This is a genomic window from Streptomyces sp. NPDC003247 (assembly GCF_042888135.1).
Lineage (GTDB): Bacteria > Actinomycetota > Actinomycetes > Streptomycetales > Streptomycetaceae > Streptomyces.
In genome coordinates this window covers 486,046-500,353 of sequence record NZ_JBIAPF010000001.1, presented here as the reverse complement: position 1 = coordinate 500,353, position 14,308 = coordinate 486,046, and the positions used below count along the sequence as shown (strand labels likewise).

The following is a 14,308-nucleotide window of genomic DNA, read 5'->3' as shown; positions in this document are numbered from 1 at the left end:
ACGGTTGCGCGGGGCGCGGGCTCCGGGGCCACGGCCGCGCACTACAGCTCCGCCAGCAGCTCGGCCTTCTTCACGGAGAACTCCTCGTCGGTGACCAGCCCGGCCCGGTGCAGCTCCCCGAGGTGCCGGATCCGGTCGGCGACGTCCGCGGGGTCCCGGCGGCGGCCTTCCTGGCGCGGCACGGCCGCCGCCGGGACCGCCGCCGGCGTCCCGCGCGTACGGACCGCCGCCAGCACGGCTGCCGCGAACGGCAACGACTCGTGCACCGCGCCGTACCCCAGCCCGAACACGACGGTCCCCGGGTCCTGGTCCGCCGGCACGGGCGCGTCCTCGCCCCGGAGCAGCCGCAGGTGCCCCTCGAAGACCTCCGGCGAGCGCCACTCCACCCCGTTCAGCCCGGACACCGGGAAGCTTTGGTCGCCGGCCTTCCACTTCGCCGAGGACGCCCCCGTCCACGACCACCGGAAGCGCACGGTGCGCCCGTCGAAGGACGCCTTCGCGTCGTACGCCTTGAACGACAGCGGGACCGCGGGCGCGGCCACCAGGAACCGCTCCGCCGGCCCGGTCTCCGTCACCCGCGCCCGCAGCTCGTCGCGGTAGTACTCGGCGAGCGTCTCCCGCTCGGCGGGCAGCACCAGCCGGTACGGGTCGCTCGCCTCCGGCAGCTGTCCCGCCGCCGCCTCGGCCAGCGGATCGGCTCCGGCGCGCGGCTCGATCCGCAGCGCCACGGTCCCCCGTCTGCCCGGTTCGAGCGTCACACCGGCGATCGCCGCCAGGGGGATCCGGCGCTCCTCGAGCACCGAGAACAGTTTGGGCGTGCGCATGCCCCGTTCGTAGCGGATGAGGACGGAGTCGGACTCGAACTCCCAGGCGGCATGAAATCCGGCCAGTACGTCACCCATGCGGCTCATCGTATGCGGCGCGCACGCATCCGTCGCCACCCCGCGCACACCGCAATTCCTGCGCCTCTACGCGCGTCCGCCCGCCGTCGTGCCGGACAAACCGGCCCGGCAGGCGTCGTCCCCGCCGGCGCAGCGCACCGAAAGGTACGCGCCGGTGCCGATGCCGGCGAAGTTGCGCAGGCTGTCCGTGCCGGGCTCGAAGTAGCCGCCGTGCCCGTCGGCGTTCCGCGCCGACAGCACCCGCGCGCCGAACGCGGCCGACACCGGGTCCGCGCCGTGCCCGAGGCCGCCGAGCTCCAGATAGGGAACGTCCCGCACCCAGTCGTCGGCGTCCCGCATCGCCCACACCCGGGCGGAGGTGCGCAGCTGGGCGGCCGTCTCCACCCGCATGCCGGGGCTGCCGGCCACCGCTATGTCCGTCACCCGCCGCGGCAGCGCGGGCGCGGCGACCCCGCACACCACCGAGCCGTAGCTGTGGCAGAACAGCGAGACGGGCGCGCGGCCGGGCAGCGCGCGCAGCAGCGCGTCGAGCCGTACGGCGCCGTACTCGGCCCGCATGGCGGTGGCCGAGTCGATGCCGAGGCCGGCGGGGGAGGTGTAGTCGGCCCAGGCGATCACGGCCGTCCGTGTCGCGGGGCTCACCGCGTGCTCGGCGCGGTACAGGGCCTGGGCCATGCCGACGGGCGCGGAGTACCGGCGGTAGGTGCGCTGGAAGGTGAGCAGCGCGGTGTCGACGCCGGGGACGACGACGGAGATCCGCTCGGCCCGGCCGAGGTCGCCGAAGACCTCGGCGGCCCGGCCGGCCCCCTCCGGGTCGAAGGCGAGGATCTCGCGGTCGGTGCCGCTCATCGCCTCGAAGCGGTGCAGGCGCCGGCCGGCCTCGTACTGTCCGGCGGGCGAGAGCCGGCTGTCGTGCACCCGGGCGCGCTCGATCCGCGCCTGTTCGCGCAGCGCGATGCGGTTGGCGCGGTAGCGCAGCTCGACGGGGGCGCCGTTCATGTTGCCGACCGCGAGCGGGTAGCGGCGGGCGAGCGCGGTCCGCTGGGATGCGGTGAGCGAGGCGAAGAACCGGGCGAGCCGGTCGGGCGCGGTGTGCGGGTCCGGCAGCCGCCGTCCGCCGATCCGGCCGTCCTCCCAGGCCGAGAGCGAGGCGCGCAGGGCACCGGTCTCCCGGCTCTGCCGCACCGCGGTCCAGCCGGTCGTCGCCAGCATCAGGAACACCACGGCCAGCGCGAGGAGCGCGCGCCACAGGTTCAGCTGCGGGGAGGTGTCGAAGGAAGTCACTGAAAGGACACACTAGGAGAACGGGAAGGTCTCGGGAGGCCTCAGTGACAGGGATCACGTTTCGACAGGTGTGGCGAGGGTCATGACCCTTCTCAGGGCCTGCGGACCGCGGTCTCCCAGGGCTTACGGACCGCCGTCTCCCAGGGCTTACGGACCGCCGTCTCCCAGGGCCTGCGGACCGCCGCCGTTCACGCCGTGCGCCAGCTGCCCAGCAGGGCCGGCCCCACCTGGTCGAGGTACCGCGCGGTCAGCGCGCGGATGCCGTCCACGCTGAAGTCCTCGCCCAGGCTCCACTGCCGCTCCGTCACCCGCATCACCCCGCCGAAGACGGCCACCGCCACCCGCGGCCGCGGGTCGGCGTCCACGTCGAGCCCCTCCCGCACGGCGAGCACCCGCGCGATCGCCTCCTCGGTCTCGGCCGAGCGCCGCAGATGGGCGGCGAGCAGGACCGGGGTCGACTCGATCACCCGGTACATGCGCAGGTACAGCTCGACCGACGCGACGGACTCGATGACCTCGTGGATCGAGTACCAGCCGTTCAGCACGGCCTGGCGCAGCGCCTCCATCGGGGGCTCGTGGGGCGGGCGGGCGCGCACCTCCTCCACGAAGCGCCGCACCGTCATCTCGGTGAGGGCGAGCGCGGCCTCCTCCTTGCCGGCGAAGTAGCGGAAGAAGGTGCGCTGCGAGACGTCGACGGCGGCGGCGATCTCGTCGACGGTGGTCCGCTCGTACCCGCGTGTGGTGAACAGTTCGAGGGCGGCCCGCAGCAGCGCGTCATGGGTGCGCCGCTTCTTCCGCTCGCGCAGGCCGATCGCCGCCGACGTCTCCACCACGAGCATGTCTTCCTTCCGTACGCCCCCGTCCGTCCAGTCCGTTCGTTCCGTCCAGCGCGAGCGAGGGGCGGGTGACGTGACAGTTACCGACTTGTGAATTGGTTTGTCAACTGTCAGTGGCTGTCACTAGCCTCGATCGTATGACTAGTCAGACCACCGTCGACCCGTCGGGCCCGGGGGGCGAGGCGCCCCTCACTCCGGCGGACCAGCAGCCGGCCGGCGGGCTGCGCGGGCACCCGTGGTTCACGCTCATCACCGTCGCCTTCGGGGTCATGATGGTGGCCCTCGACGGCACCATCGTGGCGATCGCCAACCCGGCGATCGCCAGCGATCTCGGGGCCACCTTCGCCGAGGTGCAGTGGATCACCAACGCGTACTTCCTCGCCCTCGCGGTCTCCCTGATCACCGCGGGCAAGCTCGGTGACCGTTTCGGGCACCGCCAGACCTTCCTCATCGGCGTCGTCGGCTTCGCCGCCGCCTCCGGCGCGATCGGCCTCTCCGACAGCATCGCGCTGGTCGTCACCTTCCGCGTCTTCCAGGGCCTCTTCGGCGCGCTGCTGATGCCGGCCGCTCTGGGCCTGCTGCGCGCGACCTTCCCGGCCGAGAAGCTCAACATGGCCATCGGCATCTGGGGCATGGTCATCGGCGCCTCCACCGCCGGCGGCCCGATCCTCGGCGGCGTCCTCGTCGAGCACGTCAACTGGCAGTCGGTCTTCTTCATCAACGTCCCGGTCGGCGTCGTCGCCCTCGGCCTGGGCGTGCTGATCCTGCTCGACCACCGCGCCGAGAACGCCCCGCGCTCCTTCGACCTGCTCGGCATCGCCCTGCTGTCGGCGGCCATGTTCTGCCTGGTCTGGGCCCTCATCAAGGCGCCGGAGTGGGGCTGGGGCGACGGCCGGACCTGGGCGTTCCTGGTGGGCTCCGTGGTCCTCTTCGCCGCCTTCGCGTTCTGGGAGACGAGGGTCGCCGAGCCGCTCGTTCCGCTCGGGCTCTTCCGCTCCGTCGCGCTGTCCGCGGGCGTCGTGCTGATGGTCCTCATGGCCATCGCCTTCATGGGCGGCCTGTTCTTCGTGACGTTCTACCTCCAGAACGTGCACGGCATGAGCCCGATCGACGCGGGCCTGCACCTGCTCCCGCTCACCGGCATGATGATCGTCGGCTCGCCGCTCGCCGGCGCGCTGATCACCAAGCTGGGCCCGCGCGTCCCGCTGGCCGGCGGCATGGTCTGCGTCGCGATCGCCATGTTCGGCATGTCCACGCTGGAGACGGACACCGGCAGCGGCATCATGTCCGTCTGGTTCGCCCTCCTCGGTCTCGGCCTCGCCCCGGTGATGGTCGGCGCCACCGAGGTCATCGTCGGCAACGCGCCGATGGAGCTCTCCGGCGTGGCCGGCGGTCTCCAGCAGGCCGCGATGCAGATCGGCGGCAGCCTCGGTACGGCCGTCCTCGGCGCCGTGATGGCCTCCAAGGTCGACGGCGACCTGGCCGGCAACTGGAAGGACGCGGGCCTGCCCGAGCTCACCCCCGAGCAGCTGGACCAGGCATCCGAGGCCGTCCAGGTCGGTGTGGCGCCGGTCGCGCAGGGCACCCCGGCCGCGATCGCCGCGAAGATCACGGACGTCGCCCACGACACCTTCATCTCCGGCATGAGCCTCGCGTCCCTGGTGGCGGCGGGCGTCGCGGTGGTGGCGGTGTTCGTCGCCCTGCTCACCAAGCGCGGCGAGAACGCGGAGGCGGGCGCGGGGGTCGGCCACATCTGACGGAACTTCAAGGAAGTTCCCCTATCAGGGTGACAACGCTAAAGGTCCCTCGCCCCCGGCACGTGCCGCAGGTCACAGTGGGTCAAGCCCTCCGGATGGGAGGGCGGCCCGGGCTGCGGCGCGCTGCCGGAGGGGGACAGCGCGCCGCCGGCCCCGGGGCCACGGGGGTATGGGACCGCCGGGACGGGATACCCGAACCATCGAAGCAACCTTGACGGCAAGGGAGTCGACGATGACGGGCTTTGGTGGCGGCACACGCAGGTACCCCCGCTCACGTGGCCGGACGTGGTCACGGAGCGGGCCGGACAGCGCCACGCTCGGCATCATCGGCCTGGTCTGCGCGGTCGCCGGCTTCTTCACGCTGGGGATCGTGCTCGGTCCGGCGGCGATCGTCTGCGGCTGGCTGGCCATGGGCCGCACCTGGGCGGGTCCCCGCCCGGTACCGGCCCTGGTCGCCGTCGTCCTGGGCGCCATCGACACGCTCCTGGCGGTCGTCTGGCTCGCGGGAGCGGCTGGGCCGGGCAACGGGCTGCTCTGACCCACCGGGCGGTGCGGGGCCGCCTGTGACCCACCGGGCGGTGCGGGGCGTCGAGGCGCCCCGGCCGCCCTTTTACGTACCCTCCCCGGGGGCTCCGCCCCCGGACCCCCGGCCTTTGCCCACCCACCGCCCGCCTCGGTAGGCCGAGAGGCGAGCCACCAAGCACCCAGCCCGTCCGGCGATTGAGGACGAGGCCCGTCCAGGGCCGACAGCGGGGTCCGGGGGCGGAGCCCCCGGGAGGGGACGGGAAAGGGCGGCGGGGGCGGGAGAACGCCGCGGGCATCGGCCCGGTCCTCGACGGCTCGCCAGGGCCGCCCAGCCCGGCAGGCACCGCAGGTGCAGGGAGCCGTACCCGCCGAGGGGTGGCGAGGACACCGACCTCGCCACCCCTCGGCCCGTCCGCTCCCGGCCGCTACGCGTCACCCCCCGCGGCCCCCGGATCGGCCGCGGCGACGTCCAGCAGCTGGTACCGGTCGACGGCCTGCTTCAGTGCCGACCGGTCGACCTTGCCCTCCTTCGCCAGCTCGGTCAGCACCGCCACCACCACCGACTGCGCGTCGATGTGGAAGTACCGCCGCGCCGCGCCGCGGGTGTCCGCGAACCCGAAGCCGTCGGCACCCAGCGACTGGTAAGGCCCCGGCACCCAGCGCGCGATCTGGTCCGGCACCGACCGCATCCAGTCCGAGACGGCGACGAACGGCCCCTCGGCCCCCGCCAGCTTGCGCGTCACGTACGGCACCCGCTGGTCCTCCCCCGGGTGCAGCAGGTTGTGCTCCTCGCACGCCACGGCCTCGCGCCGCAGCTCGTTCCAGGAGGTCGCCGACCAGACGTCGGCCCGCACGTTCCACTCCTCGGCGAGGATCCGCTGCGCCTCCACCGCCCACGGCACCGCGACGCCCGAGGCCAGGATCTGCGCCGGGACCGCCCCCGAGGTGCCCTCGCTGAAGCGGTACACGCCCTTGAGGATGCCCTCGACGTCCACGTTCGCCGGCTCGGCCGGGTGCTGGATGGGCTCGTTGTAGACGGTGAGGTAGTAGAAGACGTCCTCACCGGGCCGGCCGTCGGCGGTCTCGCCGTACATCCGCCGCAGACCGTCCTGCACGATGTGGGCGATCTCGAAGCCGAACGCCGGGTCGTAGGCGACGCAGCCCGGGTTGGTGGAGGCGAGCAGCTGGGAGTGGCCGTCCGCGTGCTGGAGGCCCTCACCGGTCAGCGTCGTGCGGCCGGCCGTCGCGCCCAGTACGAAACCGCGCGCCAGCTGGTCGGCCATCTGCCAGAACTGGTCGCCGGTGCGCTGGAAACCGAACATCGAGTAGAAGACGTACACCGGGATCAGCGGCTCGCCGTGCGTGGCGTAGGCCGAGCCGGCCGCGATCAGCGAGGCCGTGCAGCCGGCCTCGGAGATCCCGTCGTGCAGCATCTGCCCGGTGGGCGACTCCTTGTAGGCGAGCAGCAGCTCGCGGTCGACGGACTCGTACTGCTGCCCCAGCGGGTTGTAGATCTTCGCACTCGGGAAGAACGAGTCCATGCCGAACGTGCGGTACTCGTCCGGCGCGATCAGTACGAAACGCTTGCCGATCTCCTTGTCCCGCATGAGGTCCTTGAGCAGCCGGACGAACGCCATGGTGGTGGCGATCGACTGCTGACCGGAGCCCTTCTTCACGGTCGCGTACGTCTTGTCGTCGGGCAGGGCCAGCGGCCGGGCGCGCACGACACGGGTCGGGACGTACCCGCCGAGCCCCTTGCGCCGGTCGTGCATGTACTGGATCTCCTCGGAGTCGCGCCCGGGGTGGTAGTACGGCGGGAGCCCGCTCTCCAGCTCCCGGTCGGCGATCGGCAGGTGCAGCCGGTCGCGGAAGCGCTTCAGGTCGTCGACCGTCAGCTTCTTCATCTGGTGCGTGGCGTTGCGGCCCTCGAAGTTGGGGCCCAGCGTCCAGCCCTTGACCGTCTTGGCCAGGATCACCGTCGGCTGGCCGGTGTGCTCCACGGCCGCCTTGAACGCGGCGTAGATCTTGCGGTGGTCGTGACCGCCGCGGCCCAGGTGCAGGATCTGGTCGTCGGTCATGTTCTCGACCATCGCGCGCAGCCGGTGGTCGTCCCCGAAGAAGTGCCGGCGGATGTACGCGCCGGTCTCGGTGGCGTACGTCTGGAACTGGCCGTCCGGCGTGATGTTCATCTTGTTGACCAGGATGCCGTCGCGGTCCTGGGCCAGCAGCGGGTCCCAGGTGCGGTCCCAGATCAGCTTGATCACGTTCCAGCCGGCGCCCCGGAAGACCGACTCCAGCTCCTGGATGACCTTGCCGTTGCCGCGCACCGGGCCGTCGAGCCGCTGGAGGTTGCAGTTGACGACGAAGGTGAGGTTGTCCAGGCTCTCGCGGGCGGCGATGGTCAGCTGGCCGAGCGACTCCGGCTCGTCCATCTCGCCGTCGCCGAGGAACGCCCACACGTGGGACTTGGAGGTGTCGGCGATCCCGCGCGCGTGCAGGTAGCGGTTCATCCGCGCCTGGTAGATCGCGCCGATCGGCCCGAGGCCCATCGACACGGTCGGGAACTCCCAGAAGTCCGGCATCAGCCGCGGGTGCGGGTACGAGGACAGCCCGTGGGGCGCCCTCGACCGCTCCTGCCGGAAGGCGTCCAGGTTCTGCTCGCCGAGCCGGTCGAGCAGGAAGGCCCGCGCGTAGATGCCCGGCGAGGCGTGGCCCTGGAAGAAGACCTGGTCGCCGCCGTCGCCCTCGTCCTTGCCGCGGAAGAAGTGGTTGAAGCCGACGTCGTACAGCGACGCGGAGGAGGCGAAGGTGGCGATGTGGCCGCCCACGCCGATGCCCGGCCGCTGGGCGCGCGAGACCATCACGGCCGCGTTCCAGCGGGTGGCGTTGAGGATCTTCCGCTCGATCTCCTCGTTGCCGGGGAAGAACGGCTCGCTCTTGGTGGGGATCGTGTTGACGTAGTCCGTGCTGCGCATCTCGGGCACGGCCACGCGCTTCTCGCGGGCCCGCTCGATCAGGCGCAGCATCAGATAGCGGGCCCGCTCCCGGCCGCGCTCGTCGATGGCGGCGTCGAGGGAGTCGAGCCACTCCTGGGTTTCCTCGGGGTCGAAGTCAGGAACCTGACTGGGAAGGCCGCCAATGATGATCGGGTTGCGATCGGATGCGGAAGCCACGCTGTTCCCTTACTTTCCGTTGGGTTCTCCGTCTGCCTGCACCGTTCCCCATCGTGTACCTCGCGGGCGCGATCGTCACCTCTACCGAGAGGTAACCGGCAGTTGTTCGAATCTCGTACCCACCGACGGTTCCCAATCGTGCAAACAGGGCAGATAGGTGTGGTGTATGTCACCAATGGCCCCGATCGTGTGGCTGGAGTTGCGTCGACACGGCCCGGATCGTCACCGTTTCGGCGGTCTGAACCGCCGGGTACTTGCGCGATCCGCCCCGCCCGTGTGGACTACGGCCAATGCTTCGCGCACGCGCGTGGCTGAGTTATTCCCGAAACATGATCAGGAGGCAACCCGTGAGCGCGACCGCGGACCACGCGGAGGAGCGGACGAGCCCTGCCGTCAGGCTGGGGTTCCAGCCCGAGCAGGTGGTCCAGGAGATCGGCTACGACGACGACGTCGATCAGGAGCTCCGCGAGTCCATCGAGGAAGTCATCGGCAGCGACCTGGTGGACGAGGACTACGACGACGTGGCCGACGCCGTGGTGCTGTGGTTCCGCGACGAGGACGGCGACCTGACGGATGCGCTGGTGGACGCCACCACGTACATCGAAGAAGGCGGCTCGATCCTCCTCCTCACGCCGAAGACCGGCCGGACGGGGTACGTGGAACCGAGTGACATCTCCGAAGCCTCGACGACGGCGGGTCTGTCGGCCAGCAAGAGCGTCAGCGTGGGCAAGGACTGGAGCGGCAGCCGGCTGGTGACGCCGAAGGCCGCCAAGTCCAAGAAGTGACCTCGTCGAGGTAGAACCCCGGTCCCATCGCCGCGGACGGGCCGACGCCACGTCGGCCCGTCCGCGAGTGCGCCGTGACCGCTGCGTAGGGTGGTTCCCGGCGTGCCCGGGCGGTCTCCCGCCCCGGACGCGCGCAACGGTTCCGGCGAAGCCCAGCGAAAGGGTTCACGACGATGGCGATCCAGGTCGGCGACAAGGCCCCCGACTTCGAACTCAAGGACAACCACGGCGCCACCGTGAAGCTGTCCGACTTCCACGGCAGCAAGAACGTCGTCCTGCTCTTCTACCCCTTCGCCTTCACCGGCGTGTGCACCGGCGAGCTGTGCGAGGTGCGCGACAACCTGCCCAAGTTCGCCGACCGCGAGACCCAGGTGCTCGCCGTCTCCAACGACTCCGTCCACACCCTGCGCGTCTTCGCCGAGCAGGAGGGCCTGGAGTACCCGCTGCTGAGCGACTTCTGGCCGCACGGCGAGGTCTCCCGCGCCTACGGCGTCTTCGCCGAGGACAAGGGGTGCGCGGTGCGCGGCACCTTCGTCATCGACAAGGAGGGCGTCGTGCGCTGGACCGTCGTCAACGCGCTGCCCGACGCGCGCGACCTCGGCGAGTACGTCGCGGCACTCGACACCCTCTGATCCCGGGCCGGGGCCGACACCCTGTGATTCTTCGGTTCCAGGGCCTGCGAGGGGCGGGAACCCGTCACTAGGATCGACTCGTTGATCCGATATCCGACGCACGACGGGGCTCCCCGCCCCTGGACACACATGGAGGACTCGTGGGAGTCAGCCTCAGCAAGGGCGGCAACGTATCGCTGACCAAGGAGGCCCCTGGCCTGACCGCGGTCATCGTCGGTCTGGGGTGGGACGTGCGCACCACGACCGGCACCGACTTCGACCTGGACGCGAGCGCGCTGCTGCTGAACAACTCCGGCAAGGTCGCCAGCGACGCCAACTTCGTCTTCTTCAACAACCTCAAGAGCCCCGACGGCTCCGTCGAGCACACCGGTGACAACATCACCGGTGAGGGCGAGGGCGACGACGAGCAGATCAAGGTCAACCTCGCGGCCGTACCGGCCGAGGTCGAGAAGATCGTCTTCCCGGTCTCGATCTACGACGCCGAGAACCGCCAGCAGTCCTTCGGCCAGGTGCGCAACGCGTTCATCCGCGTCGTGAACCAGGCCGGCGAGGCGGAGATCGCGCGCTACGACCTCTCCGAGGACGCCTCGACGGAGACCGCGATGGTCTTCGGCGAGCTGTACCGGCACGGCGCGGAGTGGAAGTTCCGCGCCATCGGCCAGGGGTACGCCTCGGGCCTGCGCGGCATCGCGCAGGACTTCGGCGTCAACGTCTGAGCCGGGCCCACCCGCTCACCGTCCGGCGCCGCACCGTTTACGGGCGGCGCCGGACGCGCAGGACAACCGAAGAGGCAAGACCTACGGGGAGGACCAGCATCATGGGCGTCACACTCGCCAAGGGAGGAAACGTCTCCCTGTCCAAGGTCGCGCCGAACCTCACTCAGGTGATGGTCGGCCTCGGCTGGGACGCGCGCTCCACCACCGGAGCCCCCTTCGACCTCGACGCCAGCGCGCTGCTGTGCACCGGCGGGAGGGTTCTGGGCGACGAGTGGTTCGTCTTCTACAACCAGCTCACGAGCCCCGACGGCTCCGTGGAGCACACCGGCGACAACCTCACGGGTGAGGGCGAGGGCGACGACGAGTCGCTGCTGGTCGACCTCTCCAAGGTGCCGGCCGAATGCGACAAGATCGTCTTCCCCGTCTCGATCCACCTGGCCGACGAGCGCGGCCAGACCTTCGGCCAGGTCAGCAACGCGTTCATCCGCGTCGTCAACCAGGCCGACGGCCAGGAACTCGCGCGGTACGACCTGAGCGAGGACGCCTCCACCGAAACGGCGATGATCTTCGGAGAGCTCTACCGCTACCAGGGCGAATGGAAATTCCGTGCGGTCGGACAGGGGTACGCGTCCGGACTGCGGGGCATCGCTCTAGACTTCGGAGTCAACGTTTCGTAAAGCCGAGTACAGCGCGAGGGAAAGCCTCCCCCGAGCTGCGCTTGGGGGGACCCCCAGACAGGATTGGGTAGCCAGTGGTACTGAAAACCTTCGGCTGGTCGTTCGCGGTCACCGCGCTCGGCCTCGTCGCGGCGGTCTTCTACGGGGGGTGGACCGCCTTCGGTATCGTGGCGATCCTTTCCGTCCTGGAGATCTCGCTGTCGTTCGACAACGCGGTGGTCAACGCCGGAATCCTGAAGAAGATGAACGCCTTCTGGCAGAAGATCTTCCTCACCATCGGCGTGCTCATCGCCGTGTTCGGCATGCGGCTGGTCTTCCCGGTCGTGATCGTCGCGGTCAGCGCCTCGATGGGCCCGATCGAGGCCGTCGACCTCGCCCTGACCGACAAGGACCGCTACCAGCAGCTGGTCACGGACGCCCATCCGTCGATCGCCGCGTTCGGTGGCATGTTCCTGCTGATGATCTTCCTGGACTTCATCTTCGAGGACCGCGACATCAAGTGGCTCGCCTGGCTGGAGCGGCCGCTGGCCAAGCTCGGCAAGGTCGACATGCTGTCGGTCTGCATCGCGCTGATCGTCCTGCTCATCTCCTCGACGACCTTCGCCGCCCACGCCCACCAGCACGGCGGCACCCACGCCGACAAGGCCGAGACCGTCCTGATCTCCGGCATCGCCGGCCTGATCACCTACATGATCGTCGGCGGACTCTCCGGCTACTTCGAGGACAAGCTCGAAGAGGAGGAGGAACGCGAGCACGAGGCCGAGGAAGAGGCCGAACGCAGCGGCAGGCCCCGCTCCGCGGTCCTCCTGGCCGGCAAGGCCGCGTTCTTCATGTTCCTCTACCTCGAGGTCCTGGACGCCTCCTTCTCCTTCGACGGCGTGATCGGCGCGTTCGCCATCACCAACGACATCGTCCTGATGGCCCTCGGCCTGGGCATCGGCGCCATGTACGTGCGGTCGCTGACGGTCTACCTGGTCCGCCAGGGCACCCTCGACGACTACGTCTACCTCGAACACGGCGCCCACTACGCCATCGGCGCCCTCGCGGTGATCCTGCTGGTCACCATCCAGTACCAGATCAGCGAGATCATCACCGGCCTGGTCGGCGTCGTGCTGATCGCCTGGTCCTTCTGGTCCTCCGTCCGCCGCAACCGCGCCCTCGCGGCCGCCGGCGGCGACACCGGCTCGGACGAGAAGACCGAGGTCACTTCCGGGGTGTGATCAGCTTCCCGGTGAGGAACGCTCTGTGCGGGGCGGCCGTCGAGGACGTGTCCTCGGGCCGCCCCGCCGGTCTTCGACAGCACAACAGGGGGCGGGAATGGGCTTCTTCGACGGACTCTGGCCCGGTCGGGCAGCCGACTTCGACTCGGGCAGCGCCGCGACCAACGCGATCGAGCTGACCAAACGGCACAGCCAGGTCTCGCTCACCAAGCAGGACGCCGCCACCGGCAACCTGCGCATCAACCTGACCTGGCGCATGCGCACCTCCGACATCGGCGGCTCCCCGCGGGAGAGCCTGCTGCGCCACCCCTTCAAGGCGCTGCGCCCGCCGGAGGTCATGGGACACAGCCAGAGCATGGTCAACGTCGACCTCGACCTCGGCTGCCTGTACGAACTGGAGGACGGCACCAAGGGGGTCGTCCAGCCGCTGGGCGGATTCCTCGGCGACGTCAACGCGCCGCCGTACGTGAAGCTCACCGGCGACGACCGGTTCGGGTCCGGCTCCGGCGAGACGATGTACGTCAACCTCGACCACCGGGACGCCATCAAGCGGCTGCTGGTGTTCGTCTACATCTACGACCAGACACCGGCGTTCGACCGAACGCACGCCATCGTCACGCTGTACCCGAGCAACGGGCCGCGGATCGAGATAGGCCTCGACGAACGGCATCCGCAGGCCCGCTCGTGCGCGGTGGTGATGATCGAGAACGTCAAGGGGGAGATGGTGGTGCGGCGCGAGGTGAAGTTCGTGTACGGCTTCCAGGGGGAGCTGGACCGGCTGTACGGGTGGGGGCTCCAGTGGGGGCGCGGGTACAAGACGAAGGCCGACCGGTAACCGCACCGGCACCGCTCCCGTCCCCCGGGGGCCCGCGGGTCCCCGGCGCGCACGCCGGCGACGTCCCCCGGGGCCCCGCCGCCCCTCAGGTCACTGGCGGCCGATGAACTGCGGCCCCTGCGGCGGCATCCGGAACTCCCGCGCCACGGCCGCCGTGGGCTGGGCGGCGTCCGGATAGCCGTAGCCGTGCGTGGGGAGGTTCGCCGGATAGCCGTAGGAGGCGGGCGGCTGCTGGGGGACGGCCGTGGTCGGCTGCTCCGGCGGGAGCGGCTGGGAGGGGCGGGGCGAGGGGTCGGCGGACTGCGCCTCCTCCGACTCGTCCACCGAGATGCCGAAGTCGGTCGCCAGACCCCGGAGGCCGTTGGAGTAGCCCTCGCCGAGGGCGCGGAACTTCCAGCCGTCCCCGCGGCGGTACAGCTCGCCGCAGATCAGCGCCGTCTCCTCACCCGTCTCCGGACGGATGTCGAAGGTCGCCAGGGGCGCGCCGTCGGCGACCGCCGCGTCGTACAGCAGGATGCCGAGGGAACGGACGCGGTCGAAGGCGACGCCGTCCGCCGACGCGACCAGGAGGATCCGGCCGACGCCGGACTCGACACCGCTCAGCTCTGTCTGGATCGTGTCGGTGAGGTCCTCACCGGCCCGCTTCTTGCCGAGCCGCCAGACCTTCCCGGACGGGTGCCGCGGCTGGTTGTAGAAGACGAAGTCCTCGTCGGACCGTACACGGCCGTCGGGGCCGAGGAGCAGCGCCGAGGCGTCGACGTCGGGCGCTCCCTGCCCGGGTGTCCAACGCAGCACGGCCCGCACCGTGGTGGCCTCCAGCGGGACGTTCGACCCCTTCAGCATCGCGTGCGTCATGCGGCCATCCTGCCTTCTCGGTTCTGCTCACGACAACGCGGGGTACATCGGGTACACGGCGCCCGGCACAGCTGTGCCGGTCCCCGTTACCTGGAGTTCATGACCAGTGGG

The 14,308-nt window shown here is 70.6% G+C and carries 13 protein-coding genes; 8 read left to right on the top strand and 5 right to left on the bottom strand.

The window, feature by feature from the left end; translation table 11 throughout:
* Positions 1-41: 41 nt before the first annotated feature.
* From ACFYWQ_RS02185 to ACFYWQ_RS02175, 3 genes are all read right to left on the bottom strand, one after another.
* Complete coding sequence (locus ACFYWQ_RS02185; RefSeq protein WP_389511934.1) at positions 42-911, bottom strand: DUF4429 domain-containing protein; 870 nt, start codon at positions 909-911, stop codon at positions 42-44.
* Between the two features lie 57 nt (positions 912-968).
* Positions 969-2,186 (bottom strand): alpha/beta hydrolase, encoded by a 1,218-nt coding sequence (locus ACFYWQ_RS02180; RefSeq protein WP_389511932.1) that lies wholly within the window; start codon positions 2,184-2,186, stop codon positions 969-971.
* Between the two features lie 188 nt (positions 2,187-2,374).
* Positions 2,375-3,025, bottom strand: coding sequence for a TetR family transcriptional regulator (locus ACFYWQ_RS02175; protein WP_389511930.1), 651 nt, complete (start codon positions 3,023-3,025; stop codon positions 2,375-2,377).
* A 134-nt stretch (positions 3,026-3,159) separates the two neighbouring features.
* Between ACFYWQ_RS02175 and ACFYWQ_RS02170 the strand changes: the two genes are divergently transcribed.
* Together ACFYWQ_RS02170 and ACFYWQ_RS02165 are read left to right on the top strand one after the other, a co-directional pair.
* The gene (locus ACFYWQ_RS02170; RefSeq protein WP_389511929.1) at positions 3,160-4,779 is read left to right on the top strand and encodes an MFS transporter; all 1,620 of its coding nucleotides are present in this window, start codon (positions 3,160-3,162) and stop codon (positions 4,777-4,779) included.
* Positions 4,780-5,011: 232 nt separating this feature from the next.
* Complete coding sequence (locus ACFYWQ_RS02165; RefSeq protein ID WP_389511928.1) at positions 5,012-5,317, top strand: small hydrophobic protein; 306 nt, start codon at positions 5,012-5,014, stop codon at positions 5,315-5,317.
* A 412-nt stretch (positions 5,318-5,729) separates the two neighbouring features.
* Here ACFYWQ_RS02165 and aceE read toward each other — a convergent pair whose 3' ends face one another.
* Positions 5,730-8,477 carry a pyruvate dehydrogenase (acetyl-transferring), homodimeric type gene (gene aceE / locus ACFYWQ_RS02160; RefSeq protein ID WP_389511926.1) on the bottom strand — a complete coding sequence of 916 codons (2,748 nt, stop codon included), beginning with the start codon at positions 8,475-8,477 and terminating at the stop codon, positions 5,730-5,732.
* Between the two features lie 347 nt (positions 8,478-8,824).
* Between aceE and ACFYWQ_RS02155 the strand changes: the two genes are divergently transcribed.
* The 6 genes from ACFYWQ_RS02155 to ACFYWQ_RS02130 all read left to right on the top strand — a co-directional run bounded on the left by ACFYWQ_RS02155 (position 8,825) and on the right by ACFYWQ_RS02130 (position 13,342).
* On the top strand, positions 8,825-9,262 hold the full coding sequence (locus ACFYWQ_RS02155) for a DUF3052 domain-containing protein (RefSeq protein ID WP_266396452.1): 438 nt from the start codon (positions 8,825-8,827) through the stop codon (positions 9,260-9,262).
* A gap of 173 nt (positions 9,263-9,435) precedes the next feature.
* The gene (locus tag ACFYWQ_RS02150) at positions 9,436-9,894 is read left to right on the top strand and encodes a peroxiredoxin (RefSeq protein ID WP_389511924.1); all 459 of its coding nucleotides are present in this window, start codon (positions 9,436-9,438) and stop codon (positions 9,892-9,894) included.
* Between the two features lie 140 nt (positions 9,895-10,034).
* Positions 10,035-10,610: a calcium homeostasis/redox stress adaptation protein gene (locus tag ACFYWQ_RS02145; protein WP_389324771.1), complete on the top strand. Its 576-nt coding sequence runs from the start codon at positions 10,035-10,037 to the stop codon at positions 10,608-10,610.
* Between the two features lie 101 nt (positions 10,611-10,711).
* Positions 10,712-11,287, top strand: a complete 576-nt coding sequence (locus ACFYWQ_RS02140; RefSeq protein ID WP_389511922.1) for a TerD family protein — start codon at positions 10,712-10,714, stop codon at positions 11,285-11,287.
* Positions 11,288-11,361: 74 nt separating this feature from the next.
* Entirely contained in the window at positions 11,362-12,507 is a 1,146-nt protein-coding gene (locus ACFYWQ_RS02135) for a DUF475 domain-containing protein (protein ID WP_389511921.1), read from the top strand.
* Positions 12,508-12,604: 97 nt separating this feature from the next.
* A complete protein-coding gene (locus tag ACFYWQ_RS02130; RefSeq protein WP_389511920.1) occupies positions 12,605-13,342 on the top strand; it encodes a Tellurium resistance in 738 nt (245 codons plus the stop codon).
* A 90-nt stretch (positions 13,343-13,432) separates the two neighbouring features.
* On the opposite strand, the gene ACFYWQ_RS02125 is transcribed toward ACFYWQ_RS02130, so the two are convergent.
* Positions 13,433-14,197 carry a TerD family protein gene (locus ACFYWQ_RS02125; RefSeq protein ID WP_389511919.1) on the bottom strand — a complete coding sequence of 255 codons (765 nt, stop codon included), beginning with the start codon at positions 14,195-14,197 and terminating at the stop codon, positions 13,433-13,435.
* Between the last annotated feature and the right edge of the window lie 111 nt (positions 14,198-14,308).

What these genes read in the sequence shown, in the direction of transcription:
- ACFYWQ_RS02185 (WP_389511934.1), bottom strand. Translation starts at nt 911, where the DNA reads ATGAGCCGCATGGGTGACGTACTGGCCGGATTTCATGCCGCCTGGGAG.
- ACFYWQ_RS02175 (WP_389511930.1), bottom strand. Translation starts at nt 3,025, where the DNA reads ATGCTCGTGGTGGAGACGTCGGCGGCGATCGGCCTGCGCGAGCGGAAG.
- ACFYWQ_RS02170 (WP_389511929.1), top strand. Translation starts at nt 3,160, where the DNA reads ATGACTAGTCAGACCACCGTCGACCCGTCGGGCCCGGGGGGCGAGGCG.
- ACFYWQ_RS02165 (WP_389511928.1), top strand. Translation starts at nt 5,012, where the DNA reads ATGACGGGCTTTGGTGGCGGCACACGCAGGTACCCCCGCTCACGTGGC.
- ACFYWQ_RS02150 (WP_389511924.1), top strand. Translation starts at nt 9,436, where the DNA reads ATGGCGATCCAGGTCGGCGACAAGGCCCCCGACTTCGAACTCAAGGAC.
- ACFYWQ_RS02140 (WP_389511922.1), top strand. Translation starts at nt 10,712, where the DNA reads ATGGGCGTCACACTCGCCAAGGGAGGAAACGTCTCCCTGTCCAAGGTC.
- ACFYWQ_RS02130 (WP_389511920.1), top strand. Translation starts at nt 12,605, where the DNA reads ATGGGCTTCTTCGACGGACTCTGGCCCGGTCGGGCAGCCGACTTCGAC.
- ACFYWQ_RS02125 (WP_389511919.1), bottom strand. Translation starts at nt 14,197, where the DNA reads ATGACGCACGCGATGCTGAAGGGGTCGAACGTCCCGCTGGAGGCCACC.